This is a genomic window from Allobosea sp. GW821-FHT09G06, assembly GCF_059416005.1.
On record NZ_JBWKOI010000004.1, the window covers coordinates 130,422 to 150,545 of the forward strand.

Below are 20,124 nucleotides of genomic sequence, written 5' to 3' on the forward strand. Positions count from 1 at the left end.
TGTTGTTCAAGCGAAAGACCGCGAGCCTCGCCGCCGATAGCGGCGAGGTGCTTCAGGAGGCGCCGGTGGCGCCCGCTGCGCCGGCGCGCCCGAAGAAGGAAAAGCTCGGCTGGTTCGAGAAGCGAGACCGGCGCCGCCGCCGCCGCAAGATCTTCGAGGAGGTGTTGGGCTGGATCCTGGTGCCGGCCTTCATCTATCTGATTTATCTCGGCGTGCAGGCTGTCGGCGGCATCCCGAAGGAACTGGTCGATTTCGCCAATGAGCTGATCGCGCTCGCGATGAAGGGTGGCAAGGGCTGAGACTGCCGCCGCGGACGCTGTTCAGGCGCTCTCAGCTCTTCACCAGCAGCCACTCCTTCTCCGTAGCGGCCCAGCGCCTTTGCTGGCGCGACAACTGCCAACCCTTGTCAGGATCGTGCGAGAAGGCGCGATTGGCGAACGGCTGAGCCACCGACTGCGCTTGTTTCCATCGGAACGGCTGCGCATCATCGCGGCATGACGAAATACCTGATCTCCTTTCCAAGCGAGGCGATGGTGGTCACGGGCGAGCAGCTGGCCGCTGCCTCCGTCGATTCCCACGCCGTGATCGAGGAGGCCAAGGCGGCCGGCATCTATGTTTTCGGCGGCGGGATCAACGAGCCGGTCGCCCCCGTGCTCGTCGCTGCCGATGGATCGGTGTCCGAGGAGATCTATCCGGGCAGCCGCCTCAATGGCGGCTTCGCCGTGCTGGAGCTGCCGACGCGCGAGGAGGCTGTGAAGTGGGCCGCGAAGCTCGCGCGCGCTTGCCGTTGCTCGCAGGAACTCCGCGAGTTCATGTACGATCCGGCCAGCTAGAATCACGGGTGCGTTGCTGGCGGAAATGCCGCTCGCTGGTAGCCGCTCGACAAGCAGGCCATCGCAAGCCGAGACGAGTGGCCGGCGCCCCGCCGCCGTCGTAGGTTACCGCCTATGATCAGATTCGCTCTCGCTACCGCGCTGGTCGCGATCGCCCTGGGTGCCGCCAATGCCGCGCTTGCGTCTGGTTCGTGCCGCCCGACGCGGGATGGCAAGGACCGGATGGAAATGTCCGGCGGCTGCCCGAGCGGCTATGTCGTTCGCGGCGCCTGCTGCGAATCCGTCCGGCCGATCTCGCAGCCCACCGGCGCGCATGCCTGTCCGGCCGGTACCATGCTGCGACTGGGCGCCTGCGTCCCGCGCCAGTAGGCCGCCGGCCGCGATAGCGCCGTATACGGGAGACCTGACGCCTCAGGCGTTCTCCAGCTCCTCACCGAGCAGCAGCCATTCCTCTTCCGCAGCCGCCAGCGCCTCCGACAGCTCGGCGCGCTGGCGCGAGATCTGAATAGCCTTGTCGGGATCGCGTGCGAAAGCGCCGTTGGCGAGCGCCGCATCGACCTTCTCGATCAGGCCCGTCAGCTTGGCGATGCGCGCCTCGGCGAGGTTGAGCTTCTGCCTGAGCGGCCCCTGCGCGGCGCGCTTCGTCGCGGCTTCCTTGCGCTCGTCGGCCTTGGGTTTGGCGTTGGCCTCAGGCGCCGCCTTGCCGCGTTTCTCGGCCTTGGCGGCGCCCAGCACATAGGTGCGGTAATCGTCCATGTCGCCGTCGAAATTCTTCACCGTCCCGCCGCCGACGAGCCAGAGCCGGTCGGCGCAGGCCTCGATCAGGAAGCGGTCGTGGCTGACGAGGATGACGGCGCCGGGATAATCGTTGATCGCGTTGACGAGCGCGGTCCGGCTGTCGATGTCGAGATGGTTGGTCGGCTCGTCGAGGATGAGCAGATGCGGCCCGTGGAAGGTCGCGAGCCCCAGCATCAGGCGCGCCTTCTCGCCGCCGGAGAGCAGTTTCACCGGGGTATCCGCCTTGTTCGCGGGAAAGCCGATCTGCGCCGCCTTGGAGCGGACCTTGGCCTCGGGTGCATCCGGCATCAGGTCGCGCAGATGGCCGACCGGCGTGTCCTCGATGCGCAGCTCGTCGAGCTGGTGCTGGGCGAAATACGCCGTCTCCAGCTTGCTCGACTTCTTCATCTCGCCGGACATAGCGTCGAGCCGCCCGCCGATCAGCTTGCAGAAGGTCGACTTGCCGTTGCCGTTCGAGCCGAGCAGCGCAATGCGGTCGTCCGGCGCCAGCGACAGGTTGAGCCGCGATAAAACCTTGCGCTCGCCATAGCCGGCGCTGGCATCTTCCAGCACGATCATCGGCGGCGAGAGCGGCTTTTCCGGCCCGGGGAAGACGAAGGGCTGGACGTCGCGATCGACGATCGCGGCGATGGTCTGCATCTTCTCCAGCCGCTTGACGCGCGACTGCGCCTGCCGGGCCTTGGTCGCCTTGGCCTTGAAGCGGTCGACGAAGGACTGGAGATGCTTGCGCTCGGCGTCCTGCTTCTCCTTGGCGCGGGCGAGCTGCATCTGCTTCTCGGCGCGCTGCTTCTCGAAGGAGGAATAGCCGCCGCGATAGAGCGTGAGCTTGCCCTGGTCGAGATGCATGATGTGATCGACCGAGGTGTCGAGCAGTTCGCGATCGTGGCTGATGACGATCACCGTATGCGGATAGCGCTCCAGATAGTCGTAGAGCCAGAGCGTGCCTTCGAGATCGAGATAGTTGGTGGGCTCGTCGAGCAGCAGCAGGTCGGGCTCGGAGAACAGCACGGCCGCGAGCGCGACGCGCATGCGCCAGCCGCCCGAGAAATCGGAGCAGGGGCGCTGCTGCGCCTCCTCGTTGAAGCCGAGCCCGTGCAGCACCATCGCGGCACGCGCTGGGGCGGAATGGGCGCCGATATCGGCCAGCCGCGTGCCGATCTCGGCGATGCGATGCGGATCGGTCGCGGTCTCCGCTTCCGTCATCAGGGCGGTGCGCTCGGTGTCGGCCGCGAGCACGACCTCGATCAGCGTCTCCGGGCCGCCCGGCGCTTCCTGTGCGACGCCGCCGATGCGCCGGCCCTTGGGCAGGCTGATATTGCCGCTCTCGGTGCCGAGATCGCCGGTGATGATCTTGAACAGCGTGGTCTTGCCCGTGCCGTTGCGGCCGACGAAGCCGACGCGCGCGCCGTCGGGGATGGCGGCGCCGGTATGGTCGAGCAGCAGGCGCTCGCCGAGGCGGTAGGTGATGTCGTTGATCGTCAGCATGGCGCGCCCGTTTAGGCCGGGGAGGCCTGAAAAGGCAATCGAAAGCCGGAACAAGCGGCCGATGTCACCGTTTCGTCAAAATCTTGCCTTGGGACGGCCCCCGCTGGCCATCACCCAAGGGAACCGGATCAACCGCGATTCGCCGAGGTTATCTTCATGGATACCCGCCTGTCCTTCGCCAGCTCCCGCCGCGCTTCCACTACGGCGTCCCTCATGGTTCTCGTCTCGATCATCATCGGCAGCGCCGCAGCGCTCGCCGCGCTGGTGCCGCTGAGCTGAGACCGCCAAGCCCCTGAGAAGACTTGTCGTCTCCCGGTCCAGCCGCTAACGCTGGCCCTATGGCACGCATCGCTTTCTACACCGGCTCCTTCGACCCCGTGACCAACGGCCATGCCGACGTCATCGCGGCCGCCGCCGGCCTCTGCGACAGGCTCGTCCTGGCGATCGGGGTCCATCCCGGCAAGACCCCGCTGCTCTCCGTCGATATCCGCGCCGAATTGCTGCGCGCCGTCGCCGGGCCGTTGCTCGCGGCCAAAGGCGCGGCGCTCGATGTCGTGACCTTCGACGATCTCGCGGTGGACGCGGCGCGCCGGGCAGGGGCCTCGATCATCATCCGTGGCCTGCGCGACGGCAGCGATCTCGACTACGAGATGCAGATGGCCGGGATGAACGGCACCATGGCGCCGGATGTGCAGACCGTCTTCCTGCCGGCCTCGCCCGGCGTGCGCTACATAACCGCGACACTGGTGCGCCAGATCGCGGCGATGGGCGGCGATGTCTCGCCCTTCGTGCCGGCACCGGTGCTCGTCGCGCTGAAGGCGCGCTTCGCCAAGGGCTGAAGGCGCGAACCCGGCGAAAGGCACATAACTTCGCCATCTTCCGCCGCTTCCTGCTGATTTTGGTTTGCATTTTGCCGAGAGCGATGGTGTCTCTCAGCGAGGCCGACTCGCTTTCCGATCTCCCGGCGCGATTCCGCGCGCAGGGCCCTCCGACAGGTTTTCCGATGCGTCTTTCCCGCTATTTCCTGCCCCTTCTGCGCGACACGCCCAAGGAAGCGGAGATCGTCTCGCATCGGCTGATGCTGCGCGCCGGCATGATCCGCCAGCAATCGGCGGGCATCTATTCCTGGCTGCCGCTGGGCCTGCGGGTGCTGAACAAGATCAGCAACGTCGTCCGCGAGGAGCAGAATCGCTCGGGCGCCGTCGAGATCCTGATGCCGACCATCCAGTCGGCCGATCTCTGGCGCGAGAGCGGGCGCTACGACGCCTATGGCAAGGAGATGCTGCGCATCAAGGACCGGCATGATCGCGACATGCTGTACGGGCCGACCAATGAGGAGATGGTCACCGAGATCGTCCGCTCCTACGTCAAGTCCTACAAGGACCTGCCGCTCAATCTCTACCACATCCAGTGGAAGTTCCGCGACGAAGTCCGCCCGCGCTTCGGCGTGATGCGCGGCCGCGAGTTCCTGATGAAGGACGCCTATTCCTTCGATCTCGACAAGGATGCGGCGCGCCACGCCTATAACCGCATGTTCACGGCCTATCTGCGCACCTTCACACGGCTCGGCCTCAAGGCGATCCCGATGAAGGCCGATACCGGCCCGATCGGCGGCGATCTCAGCCACGAGTTCATCGTGCTCGCCTCGACCGGCGAGAGCGAGGTCTTTTGCCACAGCGACTACCTGAATTTCGAGACGCCGGCCGCCGACACCGATTTCGACAGCGTCGCCGGCCTGCAGGGCGTCTTCGACAAGTGGACGAGCCTCTACGCCGCGACCGAGGAAATGCACGACAAGGCCGCCTTCGAGGCGGTTCCCGAAGACAAGCGCGTCTCGGCGCGCGGCATCGAGGTCGGCCATATCTTCTATTTCGGCACGAAATATTCCGAGCCGATGGGCGCGACCGTCGCCGGTCCCGACGGCCAGCCCGTGCTGTTGCATGGCGGCTCCTACGGCATCGGGCCGAGCCGCCTCGTCGCGGCGCTGATCGAGGCCGGCCATGACGATGCCGGCATCGTCTGGCCCGAGGAGATCGCGCCCTTCGACATCGCGGTCATCAACCTCAAGGCCGGCGACGCGGCGACCGACGGCGCGGCCGAGCGCATCTACAAGGATCTGCTCGCCAAGGGCTACGACGCCGTGCTCGACGATACCGACGACCGGCCGGGCGCCAAGTTCGCGACCGCCGACCTGATCGGCGTGCCCTGGCAGATCATCGTCGGCCCGAAGGGGCTGGCCGAGGGCAAGGTCGAGATCAAGCGTCGCGCCGGCGGCGAGCGCGAACTCGTCTCGCTGGAGGCCGCGCTCGACCGCTTCAAGGGCCGGGCGGCGTGACGGCGGGCGCCGCCATGCAGACGCATCGGATGGGAGCTGCCGCATGAGCGCCGTCGCCGACAGCGCCGACATCCCGACCGGCGAGATTCCGACCGGAACCAAGGCCTTCGCCGGTTTCGAATGGCTGCTCGCCGGGCGCTACCTGCGCACGCGTCGCCGCGAGGGCTTCGTCTCGGTCATCGCCGGCTTCTCCTTCCTCGGCATCATGCTCGGCGTCGCGACGCTGATCATCGTGATGTCGGTGATGAACGGCTTCCGCATCGAGCTGCTGAGCAAGATCGTCGGCGTGAACGGCCATATCTTCGCGACCCCGATCGACCGGCCGCTCGACGATTACGACAGCGTCGCGGCCAGGCTCAGCAAGATCCCCGGCATCAAGCTCGCCATCCCGCTGGTCGAGGGGCAGGCGCTCGCGTCCTCGCAGACCGGCAACAACGGTGTGCTGGTGCGCGGCATCCGCGAGAGCGACATCAAGGCGATCCCCTTCATCGGCGGCAACATCAAGGGCGGCACGCTCGATGGCTTCGATGGCGGGACGCCCGGCGTCGCCATCGGCCGCCGCCTCGCCAATGCGCTGGGCATCCAGGTCAATGACATGATGACGCTGGTCTCGCCGCAAGGGGCCTCGACGCCCTTCGGCACGGCGCCGCGCATCAAGGCCTATCCGGTCAAGGCGATCTTCGAGATCGGCATGACCGAATTCGACGGCACCTTCGTCTATATGCCGCTCGGCGAGGCGCAGGCCTATTTCAACCGCGATGGCGACGTGAACGTCATCGAGATCTTCGTCGACAATCCCGACCGGACCCAGGCCGTCCGCGACGCCATCGAGGCCGATGCACCGCGTCCGCTCGTGCTCTCCGACTGGCGCCAGAGGAATCGAAGCTTCTTCAATGCGCTGGAAGTCGAGCGCAACGTGATGTTCATCATCCTGACCCTGATCGTGCTGGTCGCGGCGCTCAACATCGTCTCCGGCCTGATCATGCTGGTGAAGGACAAGACCGCCGATATCGCGATCATGCGCACCATGGGCTGCACGCGCGGCACGGTGCTGCGCGTCTTCCTGATCACGGGGGCGGCGATCGGCGTCATCGGCACGCTGGCGGGTCTCGCCCTCGGCGTTGTTTTCGCCAAGAACATCAAGTCGATCATGGCGGCACTGAACTGGATCACCGGGGCCAATCTCTGGGACCCGACCGTGCGCTTCCTCAGCGACATTCCCTCCGTCACCGACTGGAGCGAGGTCACCAGCGTGGTGCTGATGGCGCTGACCCTGTCGCTGCTGGCGACGCTCTATCCGGCCTGGAAGGCGGCGCGCCTCGATCCGGTCGAAGCGCTGAGGATGGGCTGAGCACATGGCACAGGAAATGCCCGCGCTCTTCCTTTCCCAGGTCGAGCGCTATTACCCGCAGAGCGACGCGCCGCTCGAAGTGCTGCGCAAGGCCGATTTCGCGCTCTGGCCGGGCGAGGTCGTAGCCCTGGTCGCGCCGAGCGGTACCGGCAAGTCGACCCTGCTGCATGTCGCCGGCCTCTTGGAGAAGCCCGATTCCGGCGAGGTCTTCGTCGGCGGGCTCGCCACGACCAAGCTCGACGACAAGGGCCGCACGCGGCTGCGCCGCACCGAGATCGGCTTCGTCTACCAGTTCCACCATCTCCTGCCCGAGTTCACGGCGCTGGAGAACGTCGTGCTGCCCCAGCGCATCCGCGGCCTCTCGCGGGGCCTTGCTGAGGAACGCGCGTCCGAGCTTCTGACCTTCCTCGGCCTCGGCGAGCGGCTCGACCATCTGCCGGGCGAACTGTCGGGCGGTGAGCAGCAGCGCGTCGCCATCGGCCGCGCCGTCGCCAACGGGCCGCGCCTGCTGCTGGCCGACGAGCCGACCGGCAATCTCGACCCGCAGACGGCGCAGCATGTCTTCGGCACGCTGATGGCGCTGGCGCGCGCCTCGGGACTCGCGGCGCTGATCGCGACGCATAACCTCGACCTCGCCCGCCAGATGGACCGGCAGGTCACGATCCGCGACGGGCTGGTCGTCAAGCTGTAGGCGGCTTGCGTCGGCTAGATCGCTCATGACCAGCGCTACCCTTGTCATTCCGGGGCTTCGCGCAGCGAAGAACCCGGAACCCACGACCGGGTGAGCCGCCTGCAACCGGGCATTGGGGTATTTACCCAGTCGTGGGTTCCGGGTTCGCGCCTGTGGCGCGCCCCGGAATGACAAGGGTGCTCTTTGGCCGAGAACAATCCTGCGTCATGCTCGCCCTTGTGGCGAGCATCCACGTCTTGAATACCGCACTGCATCCGTGAACGCGTGGATGGTCGGGACGAGCCCGACCATGACGGCCGGGAAAATCCTGGAGCGGCGACACTGATCGCGATACCTGAATCCGAGTGCTGGTAGGGTTTCATTAACCTCCATGCCGGGAACGCGCTGCCCGCTTCCCTATCGACATTGACGAGAACAAATAGTGAACTAAACTGAACTTATCGCGAACACAGGAGGTTCCCATGACTGCAGCGCGTAAATTCGCCGCCGGCCTTGCCGAGATCGCCTCGCTCGGCGTCTTCCTCGGCATGATCTGGCTCTGGGCCGCCATCCTCTCCGGCCCGCATGTCTGAGGACGGCAGGAGCCATCCACAGATGGGCCTGCAAGGCCTCGACGCCGGCCCCGCCCAGGACGCATAAGAGGCGCTTGAGGACAGGGTCGACGAGTCGCCCGCGCGGCGACAGGAGTGGGACATGAGTCGGGAAGCTGACGAGGCGCGCGTTCTCCAGGAGATCGGCTTCGTCCACCTGCATGTCCATTCGAGCTATTCGCTGCTCGAAGGCGCGATGACGATCGCGACGCTCGCCAAGATGGCGGTGGCCGACGGCCAGCCCGCCCTGGCGCTGACCGACACCGACAATCTCTTCGGCGGCCTCGAATTCTCCGAGAAGCTCGCCGGTTCAGGCCTGCAGCCGATCGTCGGCGTGCAGCTCTCGGTCGATTTCGCCGATGAGGGCGAGGGCGGCCGCAAGCCGGCGCAGCTCCAGCGCCTGCCGCATATCGTCCTGCTCGCTATGGATGAGGCCGGCTACGGCAACCTGATGAAGCTCGTCAGCGAGGCGGCGCTGGCGACTGGCGGCTCCGGCCAGCCGGTGACCACGGTCGAGCGCCTCGCCGCCTACAATAGCGGGCTGATCGCGCTGACCGGCGGGCAGGGCGGGCCGATCGATGTCGCCCTGCGCCTCGGCCAGCTCCCGCAGGCCGCCTCGCGCCTTTCGACGCTCGCCGGCATCTATGGCGACCGGCTCTATGTCGAGATCCAGCGCCATGGCGGCGAGGGCGAGGCGGCGCGGGAGGCCCATCTCCTGCGCCTCGCCTATGATTCCGACTTACCCGTCGTCGCGACCAACGAGCCCTTCTTCGCCAAGCCCGCCGATTTCGACGCGCATGACGCGCTGCTCGCCGTGGCCGAGGGCCGTCTCGTCTCGGATGGCACGCGCCGCCGCGTCACGCCGGAGCATTATTTCGCCTCGCGCGCCGAGATGAGGAAGCGCTTCGCCGACCTGCCGGAAGCGCTGGCGAACACGGTCGAGATCGCGATGCGCTGTCATTGGCGCGTCACCACCCGCAAGCCGATCCTGCCGCGCTTCGGCGAGGAGGGACGCGACGAGGCCGAGGAGCTGCAGGAGCAGGCCCGCGCCGGCCTTGCCGCCCGTCTCGCCAAGCACGGCCCGGCCGAGGGCTACACGGTCGAGACCTACGAGAAGCGGCTCGAATTCGAGCTCTCGATCATCACCCGGATGCAGTTCCCGGGTTACTTCCTGATCGTCGCGGACTTCATCAAATGGGCGAAGAACCACGACATTCCGGTCGGGCCGGGCCGCGGCTCGGGCGCGGGCTCGCTCGTCGCCTATGCGCTGACCATTACCGATGTCGATCCGCTGCGCTTCGGCCTGCTCTTCGAGCGCTTCCTCAACCCGGACCGCGTCTCGATGCCCGATTTCGACATCGACTTCTGCCAGAACCGGCGTGAAGAGGTGATCGAGTATGTGAAGCACCATTACGGGCAGGAACGCGTCGCCCAGATCATCACCTTCGGCACACTGCTGGCGCGTGGCGTGCTGCGCGACGTCGGCCGCGTGCTCGAAATGCCCTATGGCCAGGTCGACAAGCTGACCAAGCTCGTGCCGCAGAACCCGGCCAAGCCGATCTCGCTCAAGGATGCGATCGAGGGCGAGCCCAAGCTGCAGCAGGCCGCCGAGGAGGAGCCGATCGTCGCGCGCCTGCTCGAAATTGGCCAGAAGCTGGAAGGGCTTCATCGCCATGCTTCGACCCACGCCGCAGGCGTGGTGATCGGCGACCGGCCGCTGGAGCAGCTCGTCGCGCTCTCGGTCGACGCGCGCACCGGCATGCGCGTCACCCAGTTCAACATGAAATGGGTCGAGCAGGCCGGACTGGTGAAGTTCGACTTCCTCGGGCTGAAGACGCTGACCACGCTGACCACGGCAGTGAGGCTGATCAAACAGCGCGACATCGACATCGATCTCGCCGATCTGCCCTTCGACGACCCCACCACCTACGCCATGCTGGCCCGTGGTGAGACGGTCGGCGTGTTCCAGGTGGAATCGGTCGGCATGCGCAAGGCGCTGGTCGAGATGAAGGCCGACCGGATCGAGGACCTGATCGCGCTGGTGGCGCTCTATCGGCCGGGCCCGATGGACAACATCCCGACCTATTGCCGCCGCAAGCTCGGGCTGGAGGATCCGACCTATCTCCATCCGGGCATGGAGCCCTATCTGCGCGAGACCCACGGCATCATCGTCTACCAGGAACAGGTGATGCAGGTGGCGCAGGCGCTTTCTGGCTATTCGCTCGGCGAGGCCGATCTGCTGCGCCGCGCCATGGGCAAGAAGATCAAGGCGGAGATGGATGCCCAGCGCGACCGCTTCGTGAAGGGCGCCGTGGACGGCGGCATCAAGAAGGACATCGCCTCCGAGATTTTCGACCTGCTGGCGAAATTCGCCGATTACGGCTTCAACAAGAGCCACGCGGCGGCCTATGCCATCGTCGCCTTCCAGACCGCCTATCTGAAGGCGAACTATCCGGTCGAGTTCCTGGCCGCGTCGATGACGCTCGACATGGGCAATACCGACAAGCTCTCGGAATTCCGCCGCGATGCCGAGCGGCTCGGCATCAAGGTCGAGCGGCCGGCGATCAACCAATCCGGCGTCGAGTTCGACGTTGCCGACGGCAAGATCTTCTACGCGCTCGGCGCGATCAAGGGCGTCGGCACGGCGGCGGTGGAATCGCTGGTGGCAGCGCGGCAATCCGCCGGTCCGTTCCGGGACCTCGCCGATCTCGCCCGCCGGATCGACACAAGGCTGGTCAACCGCCGCACGCTGGAAGCGCTCATTGCTGCGGGCGCGCTCGACGAGTTGGAGGCGGATCGCGCCCGGGCCGTCGCGGCGCTCGACGGCATGCTCGCGCTCTCCAACCGCACCCGCGACGAAGCGGCTGCGGGCCAGTTCGACCTGCTCGGCGGCGGTGTGGTGCAGGAGGCCTTCCGCATCCCGCAGGTCGAGCCCTGGGCGCCGGCCGAGAAGCTCAAGCGCGAGCACGAGGCGGTCGGCTTCTTCCTCTCCGGCCACCCGCTCGACGATTACGAGCATGTGCTGAAGCGTCTGCGCGTGCAGCGCTATGCCGATTTCGCCCAGACGGTGAAGGTCAACGGCACTGGTGTCGGCAAGGTCGCGGTTTCCGTCATCGACAAGTCGGAGCGGCGCACCAAGTCCGGCTCCAAGATGGGCATCGTCAACCTGTCCGATCCGAGCGGCCAGTTCGAGGCCGTTCTGTTCTCCGAAGGGCTGATGAAGCTGCGCGATCTGCTTGAACCGGGCAGGGCGCTCGTGCTGCGCCTGTCGGCGGTGCTCGATGGCGAAGAGGTGCGCCCGCGCATCGAGGATGCCGAGGAGCTCGACGGGCTCGCCGCGCGCCAGAAGCAGGACCTCGTCGTCTATCTGCGTGACGACAAGGCGGTGGCCTCGGTCGCCGAGCGCATCCGTCCGCGCGAGGCGACGCGCGCCGAGGGCAAGGTCTCGATCATCATGATCATCGACGACGGCGCCCAGGAGGTCGAGATCGAATTGCCCGGCAAGTTCCCGGTCAACCAGCAGATCGCCAATGCCGTGCGGGCCGCGCCCGGCGTGGTCGATGTCAGGCTGCAATAGGAGCGCATCAATGGCCGACGACCGGACCGTGCTGCTCGTCGTCGACGTCCAGAACGATTTCTGTCCGGGCGGCAGCCTCACCGTGCCGGACGGCGACGCGGTCGTGCCCGTCGTCAACGCGCTCGGGCGCCGCTTCCGCCATGTCGTGCTGACGCAGGATTGGCATCCGGCCGGCCATGCCTCCTTCGCCTCCAGCCATCCTGGCCGCAAACCCTTCGAGACGATCGAACTGGCCTATGGTTCGCAGGTGCTCTGGCCGGACCATTGCGTGCAGGGCACGGTCGGAGCCGCCTTTCATGCCGGGCTCGACCTGCCCCATGCCGAAGCGGTGATCCGCAAGGGCTTTCGCCAGGGCATCGACAGCTATTCCGGCTTCATCGAGGCCGATCGCCAGACGTGGACGGGATTGGAAGGCTATCTGCGCGAGCGCGGCTTTACGCGCGTCGTCGTGGCTGGGCTCGCGACGGATTTCTGCGTGAGCTGGACGGCGCAGGATGCCGCCCGCACCGGCTTCGAGACCATCGTGGTCGAGGATGCCTGCCGCGCTATCGATCTCGACGGCTCGCTCGACCGGGCCTGGGCCGAGATGGCGGCGGCCGGGATCAAGCGTGTCAGCGCCGCGACCCTGATGCTCTGAGACCTGAGCCCGGCTTCAGGCCGCGGGCTTGAGCTGCGCCTGGACGCGGTCGCGCCCGAGCCGCTTGGCGCGGTAGAGCGCCTCATCGGCCTCGACCAGCAGGTCGTCGAGCTCGCGCCCGCCGAGCTCGACCTCGGCCACTCCGATGCTGAGCGTCGGCTGCAACCCGATCTCGGCGAGATCGGCGACCTTGTCGCGGAAGGCGCCGCGCAGCCGCTCGGCCACCCGCACCGCTTCCCGGACTCCGACATCGGGCAGGATGATGGCGAATTCGTCACCGCCTTGCCGGGCCAGGATATCGGTACTGCGCAACTGCTCCTGCACGGCAGTGGCGAAGAGGCGCAGGATGCGATCCCCCTCGGCGTGGCCGAGCGTGTCGTTGAGCTGCTTGAAATGATCGATGTCGATGAGCAGGAGCGCGGCCCGTTGCTCGCCGCGCGACTGTCGCGCCAGCCACTGTTCGAGGCCGGAGCGGTTCATCGCTCCGGTCAGCGGATCGCGGCGGGCGAGCGTCGCCAGAATGCGGTTGCTGCGCTCGGCCGCGAGCAGCAGCAACGCCTGGCCTCTCAGGATGACGAAGGCGACGCCCGTCGCGGCGAGCCAGCCCGTCGCTCCCGAATCGGTCGGGAACAGCGTCGTGCCGACCTGGTCCAGCGCTGCCAGCGTGATGCGTCCGGCATAGATCACCACCGTCGGCGCGAACAGAACGGCCAGCAGCCAGGCCGAGCGCAACCTTTCCCGCCGGCCGAGCCGAACGGCTTCGCGGACGATGGCGGCATCGCAGAGCGCCATCACCGTCGCCACGACCATGACGCGCGTCGAATAGCCCTCTGTTCCGGGCGAGAGCGCGAGCAGGGTCCAGATGCCGAGGAGCACCACCCCGAAACCGAACCAGTTGAGCTCGCGGCCGGCGAAATTGCGGATGCCGAAAAGCAGCAGCAGGCAGCCGGCCAGCATGATGGTGTTGGCGAACTCGATCGAGACGATGTCGGGAATCGTGCCGCGGAAAGCCGCGCCGAGCAGGCCGGTGCCGATGCACAGGCTGCTGACGCCCCACCAGACCGGGCTGCGGGTGAAGCGGCCGGTGGCGAAGGTCATCAATTGCAGCGCGCCGATGATGAAGCAGGTCAGCGCGCCGGTGACGAAGATCGTTCTCAGGTCGAGGATCACGCCGAATCCGGTCTCCGACCGCCGTCCTGACGGGGCGATCCGGGTTGTTCGGCCCGGTTCCACGCGCTAGGCAGGTGGCGGCGGGTGGGCGAGCATCGTGGCATGCTTGAGAACATGATAGCCTGAGGATATTCCCCATGACCTTTTACAAGTCGTTGATGGCCGCCTCTGCGGTCGCGTTTTTGGGCTCGGTCGCCCCGTCCTTCGCGCAGAGCCAGGCCGACCAGCTCAAGGTCGCCTATCAGGCGGCCCGCAATCAGCTCGGCATTCTCGGCTATTGCGCCGACAAGGGCTTCACCGACGCGGCTGCGGCCGATGTCCAGAAGAAACTGATCGCGATGATCCCGGTGCCGGCCGATGTCAGCGGCGGAGACGCGGCCGAGGCCGCCGGCCGCAAGGGCACGATCTCGGCCATGGGCATGGAGCAGAACATCGAGGCGATCGCCAAGGCGACGAACAGCACGCCGGCCGCCTATTGCAAGCAGATCGGCGATGTCGTGAAGCAGATCGGCGCCAAGCTGCCGCAGTAAGGCGAGCCCCCGGCGCTCTTGTCCGGCGGATGCCTGTGGATGGGCCCATGCGGTATCCGCATGGGCCTTATCATGTCGCGCTCCCGGCTTTCCCGGCCCAAGCGGCTTGCAATGCGGCGCCATCCCCTGTAAGGCGCAGCCCATCCCACATGGAGTGCATCGCCTCGCTATCCCGAGGCGTTCCGGTGACGTGGCAGCTCATGCCCTGTTCATTCGCGCTCCAGAGGTTCAACCGGAAGGACTAGAACACCATGGCTCTGCCTGATTTCTCCATGCGCCAGCTCCTCGAGGCCGGCGCCCATTTCGGCCACCAGTCGCACCGCTGGAACCCCAAGATGTCCCCGTACATCTTCGGCGTCCGCAACAACATCCACATCCTCGACCTGTCGCAGTCGGTGCCGATGCTGCACCGCGCCCTGCAGGCCGTGTCTGACACCGTCGCCCGTGGCGGCCGCGTCCTCTTCGTCGGCACCAAGCGCCAGGCGCAGGATGCCATCGCCGATGCCGCCAAGCGTTCGGCCCAGTATTATGTCAACTCCCGCTGGCTCGGCGGCATGCTGACCAACTGGAAGACCATCTCGGCTTCGATCCAGCGTCTGCGCAAGGTCGACGAGCTGCTCAACGGCGGCGGCACCGGCCTGACCAAGAAGGAGCGCCTGATGCTGTCGCGTGAGCGCGACAAGCTCGAGAAGGCTCTGGGCGGCATCAAGGACATGGGCGGCACGCCGGACATGATCTTCGTGATCGACACCAACAAGGAGCAGCTGGCGATCAAGGAGGCTCAGCGCCTCGGCATCCCGGTCGCCGCGATCATCGATTCGAACAGCGATCCGGATGGCATCACCTTCCCGGTTCCGGCCAATGACGACGCCGGCCGCGCCATCGCTCTGTATTGCGATCTGGTTGCGCGCTCGGCGATCGACGGCATCGGCCGCGCCTCGGGCGACCAGGGCATCGATGTCGGCGCCGCCGAGGCGCCGGTCGTCGAGGAGGCTCTCGAGACCGTTTCGGGTGCCTTCGAGACGCTGACCACCCCGCGTGGCGCTCCGGACGACCTGACCAAGCTCTCGGGCATGGGTCCGGACGCGGTCCAGAAGCTGAACGACGGCGGCATCTACCACTTCTGGCAGATCGCTGCGATGACCCCGGCCGATGTGACCAAGATCGACCACGACCTGAAGCTCGGTGGCAAGATCGAGCGCGAGGGCTGGGTCGCCCAGGCTCGCGATCTCGCCGACGCGTAATTCGGTTAGCGGTTGCGGCGCGTCATCGGCGCGTCGCAATCGGGCCTCTCGATTGACGCCGGCTTTGAAACGTTAAGAGGACGCGCCGACGGCCGGAAACGGAGCGTCGGCGTTTCCCCATGCAGGCGTCCGCATCATTCCGATCCGTGGCCGGCCTCCGGGCCAGCGCCGCACCGACAGCAAGGACAAGACAGATGGCAGCGATCACCGCCGCGATGGTGAAGGAACTCCGCGACAAGACCGGCGCGGGCATGATGGATTGTAAGACCGCCCTCTCGGCGACCGACGGCAACATGGAAGCCGCCGTCGACTGGCTGCGCGCCAAGGGCCTGTCGAAGGCCGCCAAGAAGGCCGGCCGCGTCGCCGCCGAGGGCCTCGTCGCCGTCACCGTGCAGGGCAACGAGGGCGTCGTCGTCGAGGTCAACTCCGAGACCGACTTCGTCGCGCGCAACCCCGAGTTCCAGGCGCTCGCCAAGACCATCGCCGATGTCGCGCTTGAGCGCGGCGGCGATGTCGAGGCACTGCTCGGCCATCACTATCCGGGCGGCGGCTCGGTGCAGGACGCGATCGCCAATGCCATCGCCACGATCGGCGAGAACATGACGCTGCGCCGCGTTTCCTCGCTCAAGGTCTCCTCGGGCGTGATCGGCTCCTATGTCCACGGTGCGATCACCGAGGGCCTCGGCAAGATCGGCGTCATCGTCGCGCTCGAGTCGACCGGAAAGTCGGATGAGCTCGCCGCGCTTGGCCGCCAGCTCGCCATGCATGTCGCCGCGACCAACCCGGTCGCGCTCGACCTCGCCTCGGTCGCCCCGGAAGTGCTGGAGCGCGAGAAGGCGATCTTGGCCGAGAAGAACGCCGGCAAGCCCGAGCACGTTCTCGCCAAGATCACCGAGAGCGGCCTGAAGAGCTACGCCAAGGAATATTGCCTGCTCGAGCAGGCCTATATCCATGACGGCTCGAAGTCGGTCTCGCAGGTCCTCAAGGAGATCGAGGGCAAGGTCGGCGCTCCCGTGAAGCTCACGGGCTTTGCCCGCTTCGCGCTCGGCGAGGGCATCGAGAAGGAAGAGCAGGACTTCGCGGCCGAGGTCGCTGCCGCCGGCGGCACCACGGGCTGACAAGCTCGCTCAAAGCATTTTCAAGCGAAGTGGACACCGGTTCGCGCGAAGAAAATGCGATAAGACAAAATGCTCATCAAGTGACAGAAAGGCCGCGCATCGCGCGGCCTTTTTTGTAGGAAGATAGGGCTGCGTCGAATCGCGGCCGGCCCCCAACACGACGGAGAGACATCGATGAGACCCCAACGCGTTCTCGTGAAGCTCTCCGGCGAAGCCCTTGCGGGACCTGTCGGAAACGGCCTCGACGGCATCACGCTGACGGCGCTGGCCGCCGATATCGCCCATGCCTCTCGCGAGGGCGTCGAAATCGGCATCGTCGTCGGCGGCGGCAACTTCTTCCGCGGTGTCCAGGGTCTGAACAAGGGTCTCGACCGCACCACCGCCGATTCGATCGGCATGCTCGGCACGGTGATGAACGCGCTGGCGCTGGAGCATGCGATCGAGGCGGCCGGCGCTCCGGCGCGCGCCATGTCGGCCGTGCCGATGCCCTCGCTCTGCGAGAGCTATGCCCGCAAGCGCGCGCTCGACCATCTCAGCAATGGCAAGGTCGTCATCCTCGGCGGCGGCACCGGCAACCCCTATTTCACCACCGACACCGGCGCGGCGCTTCGCGCGGCCGAACTTGGCTGCAGCCATCTCCTCAAGGCGACGCAGGTCGACGGCGTCTACAGCGCCGACCCGAAGAAGGACCCGACCGCGACCCGCTACGACACGCTGACCCATGAGGATGCGATCAAGCGCGATCTCAAGGTGATGGACACCGCCGCCTTCGCGCTCGCCCGCGACGCGAGCCTGACCATCGTCGTCTTCTCGATCGCCGAGCCCGGCATGCTGGCGGCTGTCCTGCGCGGCGAGGGCCGGGCGACCTACGTCACGCCCTGAGGCGCCAGTCTCAGTAGGTCTGCCACAGGCGGGGCGTCGCCAGTTCGAGCAGATGCCCGTCCGGATCGCGGAAATAGAGGCTCGTGCTGCCGCGCTCCCATTGCATGCGCCCTTCTACGGCGATGCCGAGTTCCTCCAGCCTGGCCTCCCAGGCCGGGAGCTCATCGGCATCGATCGCAAAGGCGATGTGCAGCGGCCCGCTGCCGTCATGGGGCGGGATGCTGCCTCCCGCCGAGGCTTGCGTCTGCAGCGAGGCACCACGCTGGAACAGCAGCAGCACGTTCGATCCGCCGACATCATAGGCGAAGAGCGTCTTCGTCTTGAGCAGCGGCGCGAGGCCGAGCTTGTCCTCGTAGAAGATGCGGGCGCGGTCGAGATCGTCGACATAGAGCGCGGTCTCGACGATGCGGTTCAGGCGAGGCACGTCTTTTCTCCGTGGTTTCGTGCGGGCGGTGGTGGCCGACGGGCGGGCCGGTCTCTAGGATGAGATGGGCATCCGGAATGCCGCGGGCTAGCGGGTCGCGCTGCCAACCGGCCATGAGCTGCCCGCATCGACGCTTTTCCCTTGCTCATCGCGGGGGAAAATGCTGTTCGAGGATGTCAATCTTGACCCTGCGCGGCCTCGCCGCCATGGTCGCGCCGATTTTGAATTACCTGCAAGGTCCCGATTGAAATGGCCCAGACGACGTTCGACCTCGCCGACATCAAGCGCCGCATGGCCGGTGCGGTGCAGTCCTTCAAGAGCGATCTCGCCTCGCTGCGCTCCGGCCGCGCCTCCGCCAACATGCTCGACCCGATCATGGTGGAGGCCTATGGCGCCCGCACCCCGCTGAGCCAGCTCGCAACGGTCAGCGTGCCGGAGCCGCGCCTGCTCAGCGTCCAGGTCTGGGACCGCTCGATGGTCAACGCCGTCGACAAGGCGGTGCGCGAGTCCGATCTCGGCCTCAACCCGCAGACGGAAGGCCAGGTTCTGCGCATCCGCATTCCGGAGCTGAACGAGCAGCGCCGCAAGGAGATGGTCAAGGTCGCGCATAAATATGCCGAGGAGGCCAAGATCTCCGTGCGCCATGTCCGCCGCGACGGCATCGACGTGGTCAAGAAGCTGGAGAAGGACAGCGACATGACCAAGGACGACGCCGCGCGCAATTCCGACCTCGTCCAGAAGGCGACCGACCAGCACATCGCCGAGATCGACCAGGCGCTCGCGGCGAAGGAAAAGGAAATCCTGCACGTCTGATTTCCCGCGCGGGAGATCTCCCGCGCCCCTTCGGCCGAAGCCGAGCGAGGCTCATCCGCATGTCATCCGGTCAGCGCGACGCAGGCCCGTCCAACCCGGCTCATGTCGCCATCATCATGGACGGCAATGGGCGCTGGGCGCAGATGCGCGGGCTGCCGCGGCAGGAGGGCCATCGCCGCGGGCTGGAGGCGCTGCGCCGCACGGTCCGCAATGCCAGCGATCTCGGCCTCCGCTATCTGACGCTCTACAGCTTCTCGACCGAGAACTGGCGCCGCCCCTATGCGGAAGTCTCCTTCCTGATGGGGCTGCTCAAGCATTTCGTCGAGAAGGACCTTGCCGAGCTTTCCGCCGCCAATGTCCGGGTGCGGATCATCGGCAGCCGCGACGATCTGGCGGCCGACCTGCGCCGCCTCGTCGAGCATGCCGAGGCCAGCACGCGCGACAATACCGGCCTCGTGCTGGTGATCGCCTTCAATTACGGCTCCCGCGACGAGATCATCCGCGCGACGCGCCGGCTGGCGGCGGAGGCCGTGGCAGGGCGGATCGACCCAGCCGCGATCGACGAGGCCGCGATCGCCGGCCAGCTCGACACCCACGACATTCCCGATCCCGAGCTGGTCATCCGGACTTCGGGCGAGACCCGCATCTCGAATTTCCTGCTCTGGCAGGCGGCCTATGCCGAGTTCATCTTCGCCCCGGTGATGTGGCCTGATTTCGACCGGGCCGCCTTCGAGGACGCGCTCGCCCAGTACCGCCAGCGCGATCGCCGCTTCGGCGGACTGTCCACGCCCTCCGACCGCAGCGTGGGCGTCGCGTGAATGCGCCGTCACCCTCCGCGCCACGCGCGAACTCCGAGCTGAGGCTCAGGGTCGCCTCGGCGCTGGTGCTCGGCGCGCTGATCCTGCTGGTCACGCTCTGGGGCGGCTGGCCGTTCCGGCTGGTCTGGATTCTCGTCGCCGGGCTCGTCGCCTATGAATGGCTCGCGATCGTCGGGCGGGGCAATGCGATCCCCGCCGGCATCGGCGTGGTCGTCGCCGGTTTCGCACTGACCTACTCCCCCGCAAGCCCAGCCGCGCTCGCGGGTACGGCGGCGGCCGCAGCCCTTCTCGGCGCGCTCGCCACGCCCTTCGTGCGCTCGCGCCTGGCGCTGGAACTCTGCGGCGTCGCCTATGCGCTGGCCTTCGCGCTGGTCACGCCGGCCTTGCGCGATCTTCCGGCGATCGGCCTCGCCCTGATCCTGTGGAGCTTCGCGGTCGTCTGGCTTACCGACATCGCCGCTTATTTCACCGGCCGCAAGCTTGGCGGGCCGAAGCTGATGCCGGCGGTGAGCCCGAAGAAGACCTGGTCGGGTGCGATCGGCGGCGCCGTCGCCGGCATGGTCGGCGGCTACCTCGTCTGGCGCTTGATGCCGGCGCTCCAAGGCGTGACGGCAGCCGGGCCTGTGGTCGCAGCTTCGCTCGCAGGCTCGATCGTCAGCCAGGCGGGCGATCTGTTCGAATCCTCCCTCAAGCGCCGTTTCGACGCCAAGGATTCGAGCAAGCTCATCCCCGGCCATGGCGGCTTCCTCGACCGGCTCGACGGCTACTGGGCGGTGCTGGTGCTCGCCGGCTTCGCGCTCTTCGCCCTGCATCTCAACGTCTGATCGC

General features: G+C 66.9%; 20 protein-coding genes. 17 read left to right on the forward strand and 3 right to left on the reverse strand.

Going from position 1 to position 20,124, the window contains the following annotated elements:
- Positions 1–2 precede the first annotated feature (2 nt).
- The 3 genes from AC07NY_RS19850 (at position 3) to AC07NY_RS19860 (ending at position 1,202) form a co-directional block, all read left to right on the forward strand.
- A complete protein-coding gene (locus AC07NY_RS19850; protein ID WP_492286492.1) occupies positions 3–299 on the forward strand; it encodes a hypothetical protein in 297 nt (98 codons plus the stop codon).
- A gap of 195 nt (positions 300–494) precedes the next feature.
- Positions 495–833 (forward strand): YciI family protein, encoded by a 339-nt coding sequence (locus tag AC07NY_RS19855; RefSeq protein ID WP_494585241.1) that lies wholly within the window; start codon positions 495–497, stop codon positions 831–833.
- A gap of 114 nt (positions 834–947) precedes the next feature.
- Positions 948–1,202: a hypothetical protein gene (locus tag AC07NY_RS19860; RefSeq protein ID WP_494585242.1), complete on the forward strand. Its 255-nt coding sequence runs from the start codon at positions 948–950 to the stop codon at positions 1,200–1,202.
- Between the two features lie 42 nt (positions 1,203–1,244).
- Here the strand turns inward: AC07NY_RS19860 and AC07NY_RS19865 are convergent, their stop codons facing one another.
- Entirely contained in the window at positions 1,245–3,116 is a 1,872-nt protein-coding gene (locus AC07NY_RS19865) for an ABC-F family ATP-binding cassette domain-containing protein (RefSeq protein ID WP_494585243.1), read from the reverse strand.
- 156 nt (positions 3,117–3,272) lie between these two features.
- On the opposite strand from AC07NY_RS19865, the gene AC07NY_RS19870 reads away from it, so the two are divergent.
- From AC07NY_RS19870 to pncA, 7 genes are all read left to right on the forward strand, one after another.
- The gene (locus AC07NY_RS19870) at positions 3,273–3,395 is read left to right on the forward strand and encodes a hypothetical protein (protein WP_494585244.1); all 123 of its coding nucleotides are present in this window, start codon (positions 3,273–3,275) and stop codon (positions 3,393–3,395) included.
- 59 nt (positions 3,396–3,454) lie between these two features.
- Entirely contained in the window at positions 3,455–3,955 is a 501-nt protein-coding gene (gene coaD / locus AC07NY_RS19875) for a pantetheine-phosphate adenylyltransferase (RefSeq protein ID WP_494585245.1), read from the forward strand.
- Between the two features lie 164 nt (positions 3,956–4,119).
- The gene (gene proS / locus AC07NY_RS19880) at positions 4,120–5,451 is read left to right on the forward strand and encodes a proline--tRNA ligase (protein ID WP_494585246.1); all 1,332 of its coding nucleotides are present in this window, start codon (positions 4,120–4,122) and stop codon (positions 5,449–5,451) included.
- Between the two features lie 43 nt (positions 5,452–5,494).
- The gene (locus AC07NY_RS19885) at positions 5,495–6,802 is read left to right on the forward strand and encodes a lipoprotein-releasing ABC transporter permease subunit (RefSeq protein WP_494585248.1); all 1,308 of its coding nucleotides are present in this window, start codon (positions 5,495–5,497) and stop codon (positions 6,800–6,802) included.
- Between the two features lie 4 nt (positions 6,803–6,806).
- On the forward strand, positions 6,807–7,493 hold the full coding sequence (locus AC07NY_RS19890) for an ABC transporter ATP-binding protein (RefSeq protein WP_492286484.1): 687 nt from the start codon (positions 6,807–6,809) through the stop codon (positions 7,491–7,493).
- Positions 7,494–8,186: 693 nt separating this feature from the next.
- Positions 8,187–11,660, forward strand: a complete 3,474-nt coding sequence (gene dnaE / locus AC07NY_RS19895) for a DNA polymerase III subunit alpha (RefSeq protein ID WP_494585249.1) — start codon at positions 8,187–8,189, stop codon at positions 11,658–11,660.
- A 10-nt stretch (positions 11,661–11,670) separates the two neighbouring features.
- A complete protein-coding gene (gene pncA, locus AC07NY_RS19900) occupies positions 11,671–12,297 on the forward strand; it encodes a bifunctional nicotinamidase/pyrazinamidase (protein ID WP_494585250.1) in 627 nt (208 codons plus the stop codon).
- A gap of 15 nt (positions 12,298–12,312) precedes the next feature.
- Here pncA and AC07NY_RS19905 read toward each other — a convergent pair whose 3' ends face one another.
- On the reverse strand, positions 12,313–13,467 hold the full coding sequence (locus AC07NY_RS19905; protein WP_494585251.1) for a GGDEF domain-containing protein: 1,155 nt from the start codon (positions 13,465–13,467) through the stop codon (positions 12,313–12,315).
- A gap of 137 nt (positions 13,468–13,604) precedes the next feature.
- Here AC07NY_RS19905 and AC07NY_RS19910 point away from each other — a divergent pair, with 137 nt between their 5' ends.
- The 4 genes from AC07NY_RS19910 (at position 13,605) to pyrH (ending at position 17,241) form a co-directional block, all read left to right on the forward strand.
- Complete coding sequence (locus tag AC07NY_RS19910; RefSeq protein WP_492286480.1) at positions 13,605–13,997, forward strand: pore-forming ESAT-6 family protein; 393 nt, start codon at positions 13,605–13,607, stop codon at positions 13,995–13,997.
- Positions 13,998–14,248: 251 nt separating this feature from the next.
- Entirely contained in the window at positions 14,249–15,241 is a 993-nt protein-coding gene (locus AC07NY_RS19915; protein ID WP_492286479.1) for a 30S ribosomal protein S2, read from the forward strand.
- A 194-nt stretch (positions 15,242–15,435) separates the two neighbouring features.
- Complete coding sequence (tsf, locus tag AC07NY_RS19920) at positions 15,436–16,359, forward strand: translation elongation factor Ts (RefSeq protein WP_494585252.1); 924 nt, start codon at positions 15,436–15,438, stop codon at positions 16,357–16,359.
- Positions 16,360–16,533: 174 nt separating this feature from the next.
- The gene (gene pyrH / locus AC07NY_RS19925) at positions 16,534–17,241 is read left to right on the forward strand and encodes a UMP kinase (RefSeq protein WP_199085617.1); all 708 of its coding nucleotides are present in this window, start codon (positions 16,534–16,536) and stop codon (positions 17,239–17,241) included.
- A gap of 10 nt (positions 17,242–17,251) precedes the next feature.
- Here pyrH and AC07NY_RS19930 read toward each other — a convergent pair whose 3' ends face one another.
- On the reverse strand, positions 17,252–17,665 hold the full coding sequence (locus AC07NY_RS19930) for a VOC family protein (RefSeq protein WP_492286477.1): 414 nt from the start codon (positions 17,663–17,665) through the stop codon (positions 17,252–17,254).
- Between the two features lie 249 nt (positions 17,666–17,914).
- Here AC07NY_RS19930 and frr point away from each other — a divergent pair, with 249 nt between their 5' ends.
- Genes frr through AC07NY_RS19945 form a run of 3 tightly spaced genes read left to right on the forward strand, consistent with a single transcriptional unit; the run spans position 17,915 to position 20,120 of the window.
- Entirely contained in the window at positions 17,915–18,478 is a 564-nt protein-coding gene (frr, locus tag AC07NY_RS19935; protein ID WP_492286476.1) for a ribosome recycling factor, read from the forward strand.
- A 59-nt stretch (positions 18,479–18,537) separates the two neighbouring features.
- Positions 18,538–19,296 carry an isoprenyl transferase gene (locus tag AC07NY_RS19940; protein ID WP_492286475.1) on the forward strand — a complete coding sequence of 253 codons (759 nt, stop codon included), beginning with the start codon at positions 18,538–18,540 and terminating at the stop codon, positions 19,294–19,296.
- Positions 19,293–20,120 (forward strand): phosphatidate cytidylyltransferase, encoded by an 828-nt coding sequence (locus AC07NY_RS19945; protein WP_494585253.1) that lies wholly within the window; start codon positions 19,293–19,295, stop codon positions 20,118–20,120. The genes AC07NY_RS19940 and AC07NY_RS19945 overlap by 4 nt, the downstream gene beginning before the upstream one ends.
- The last annotated feature ends 4 nt before the right edge of the window (positions 20,121–20,124 follow it).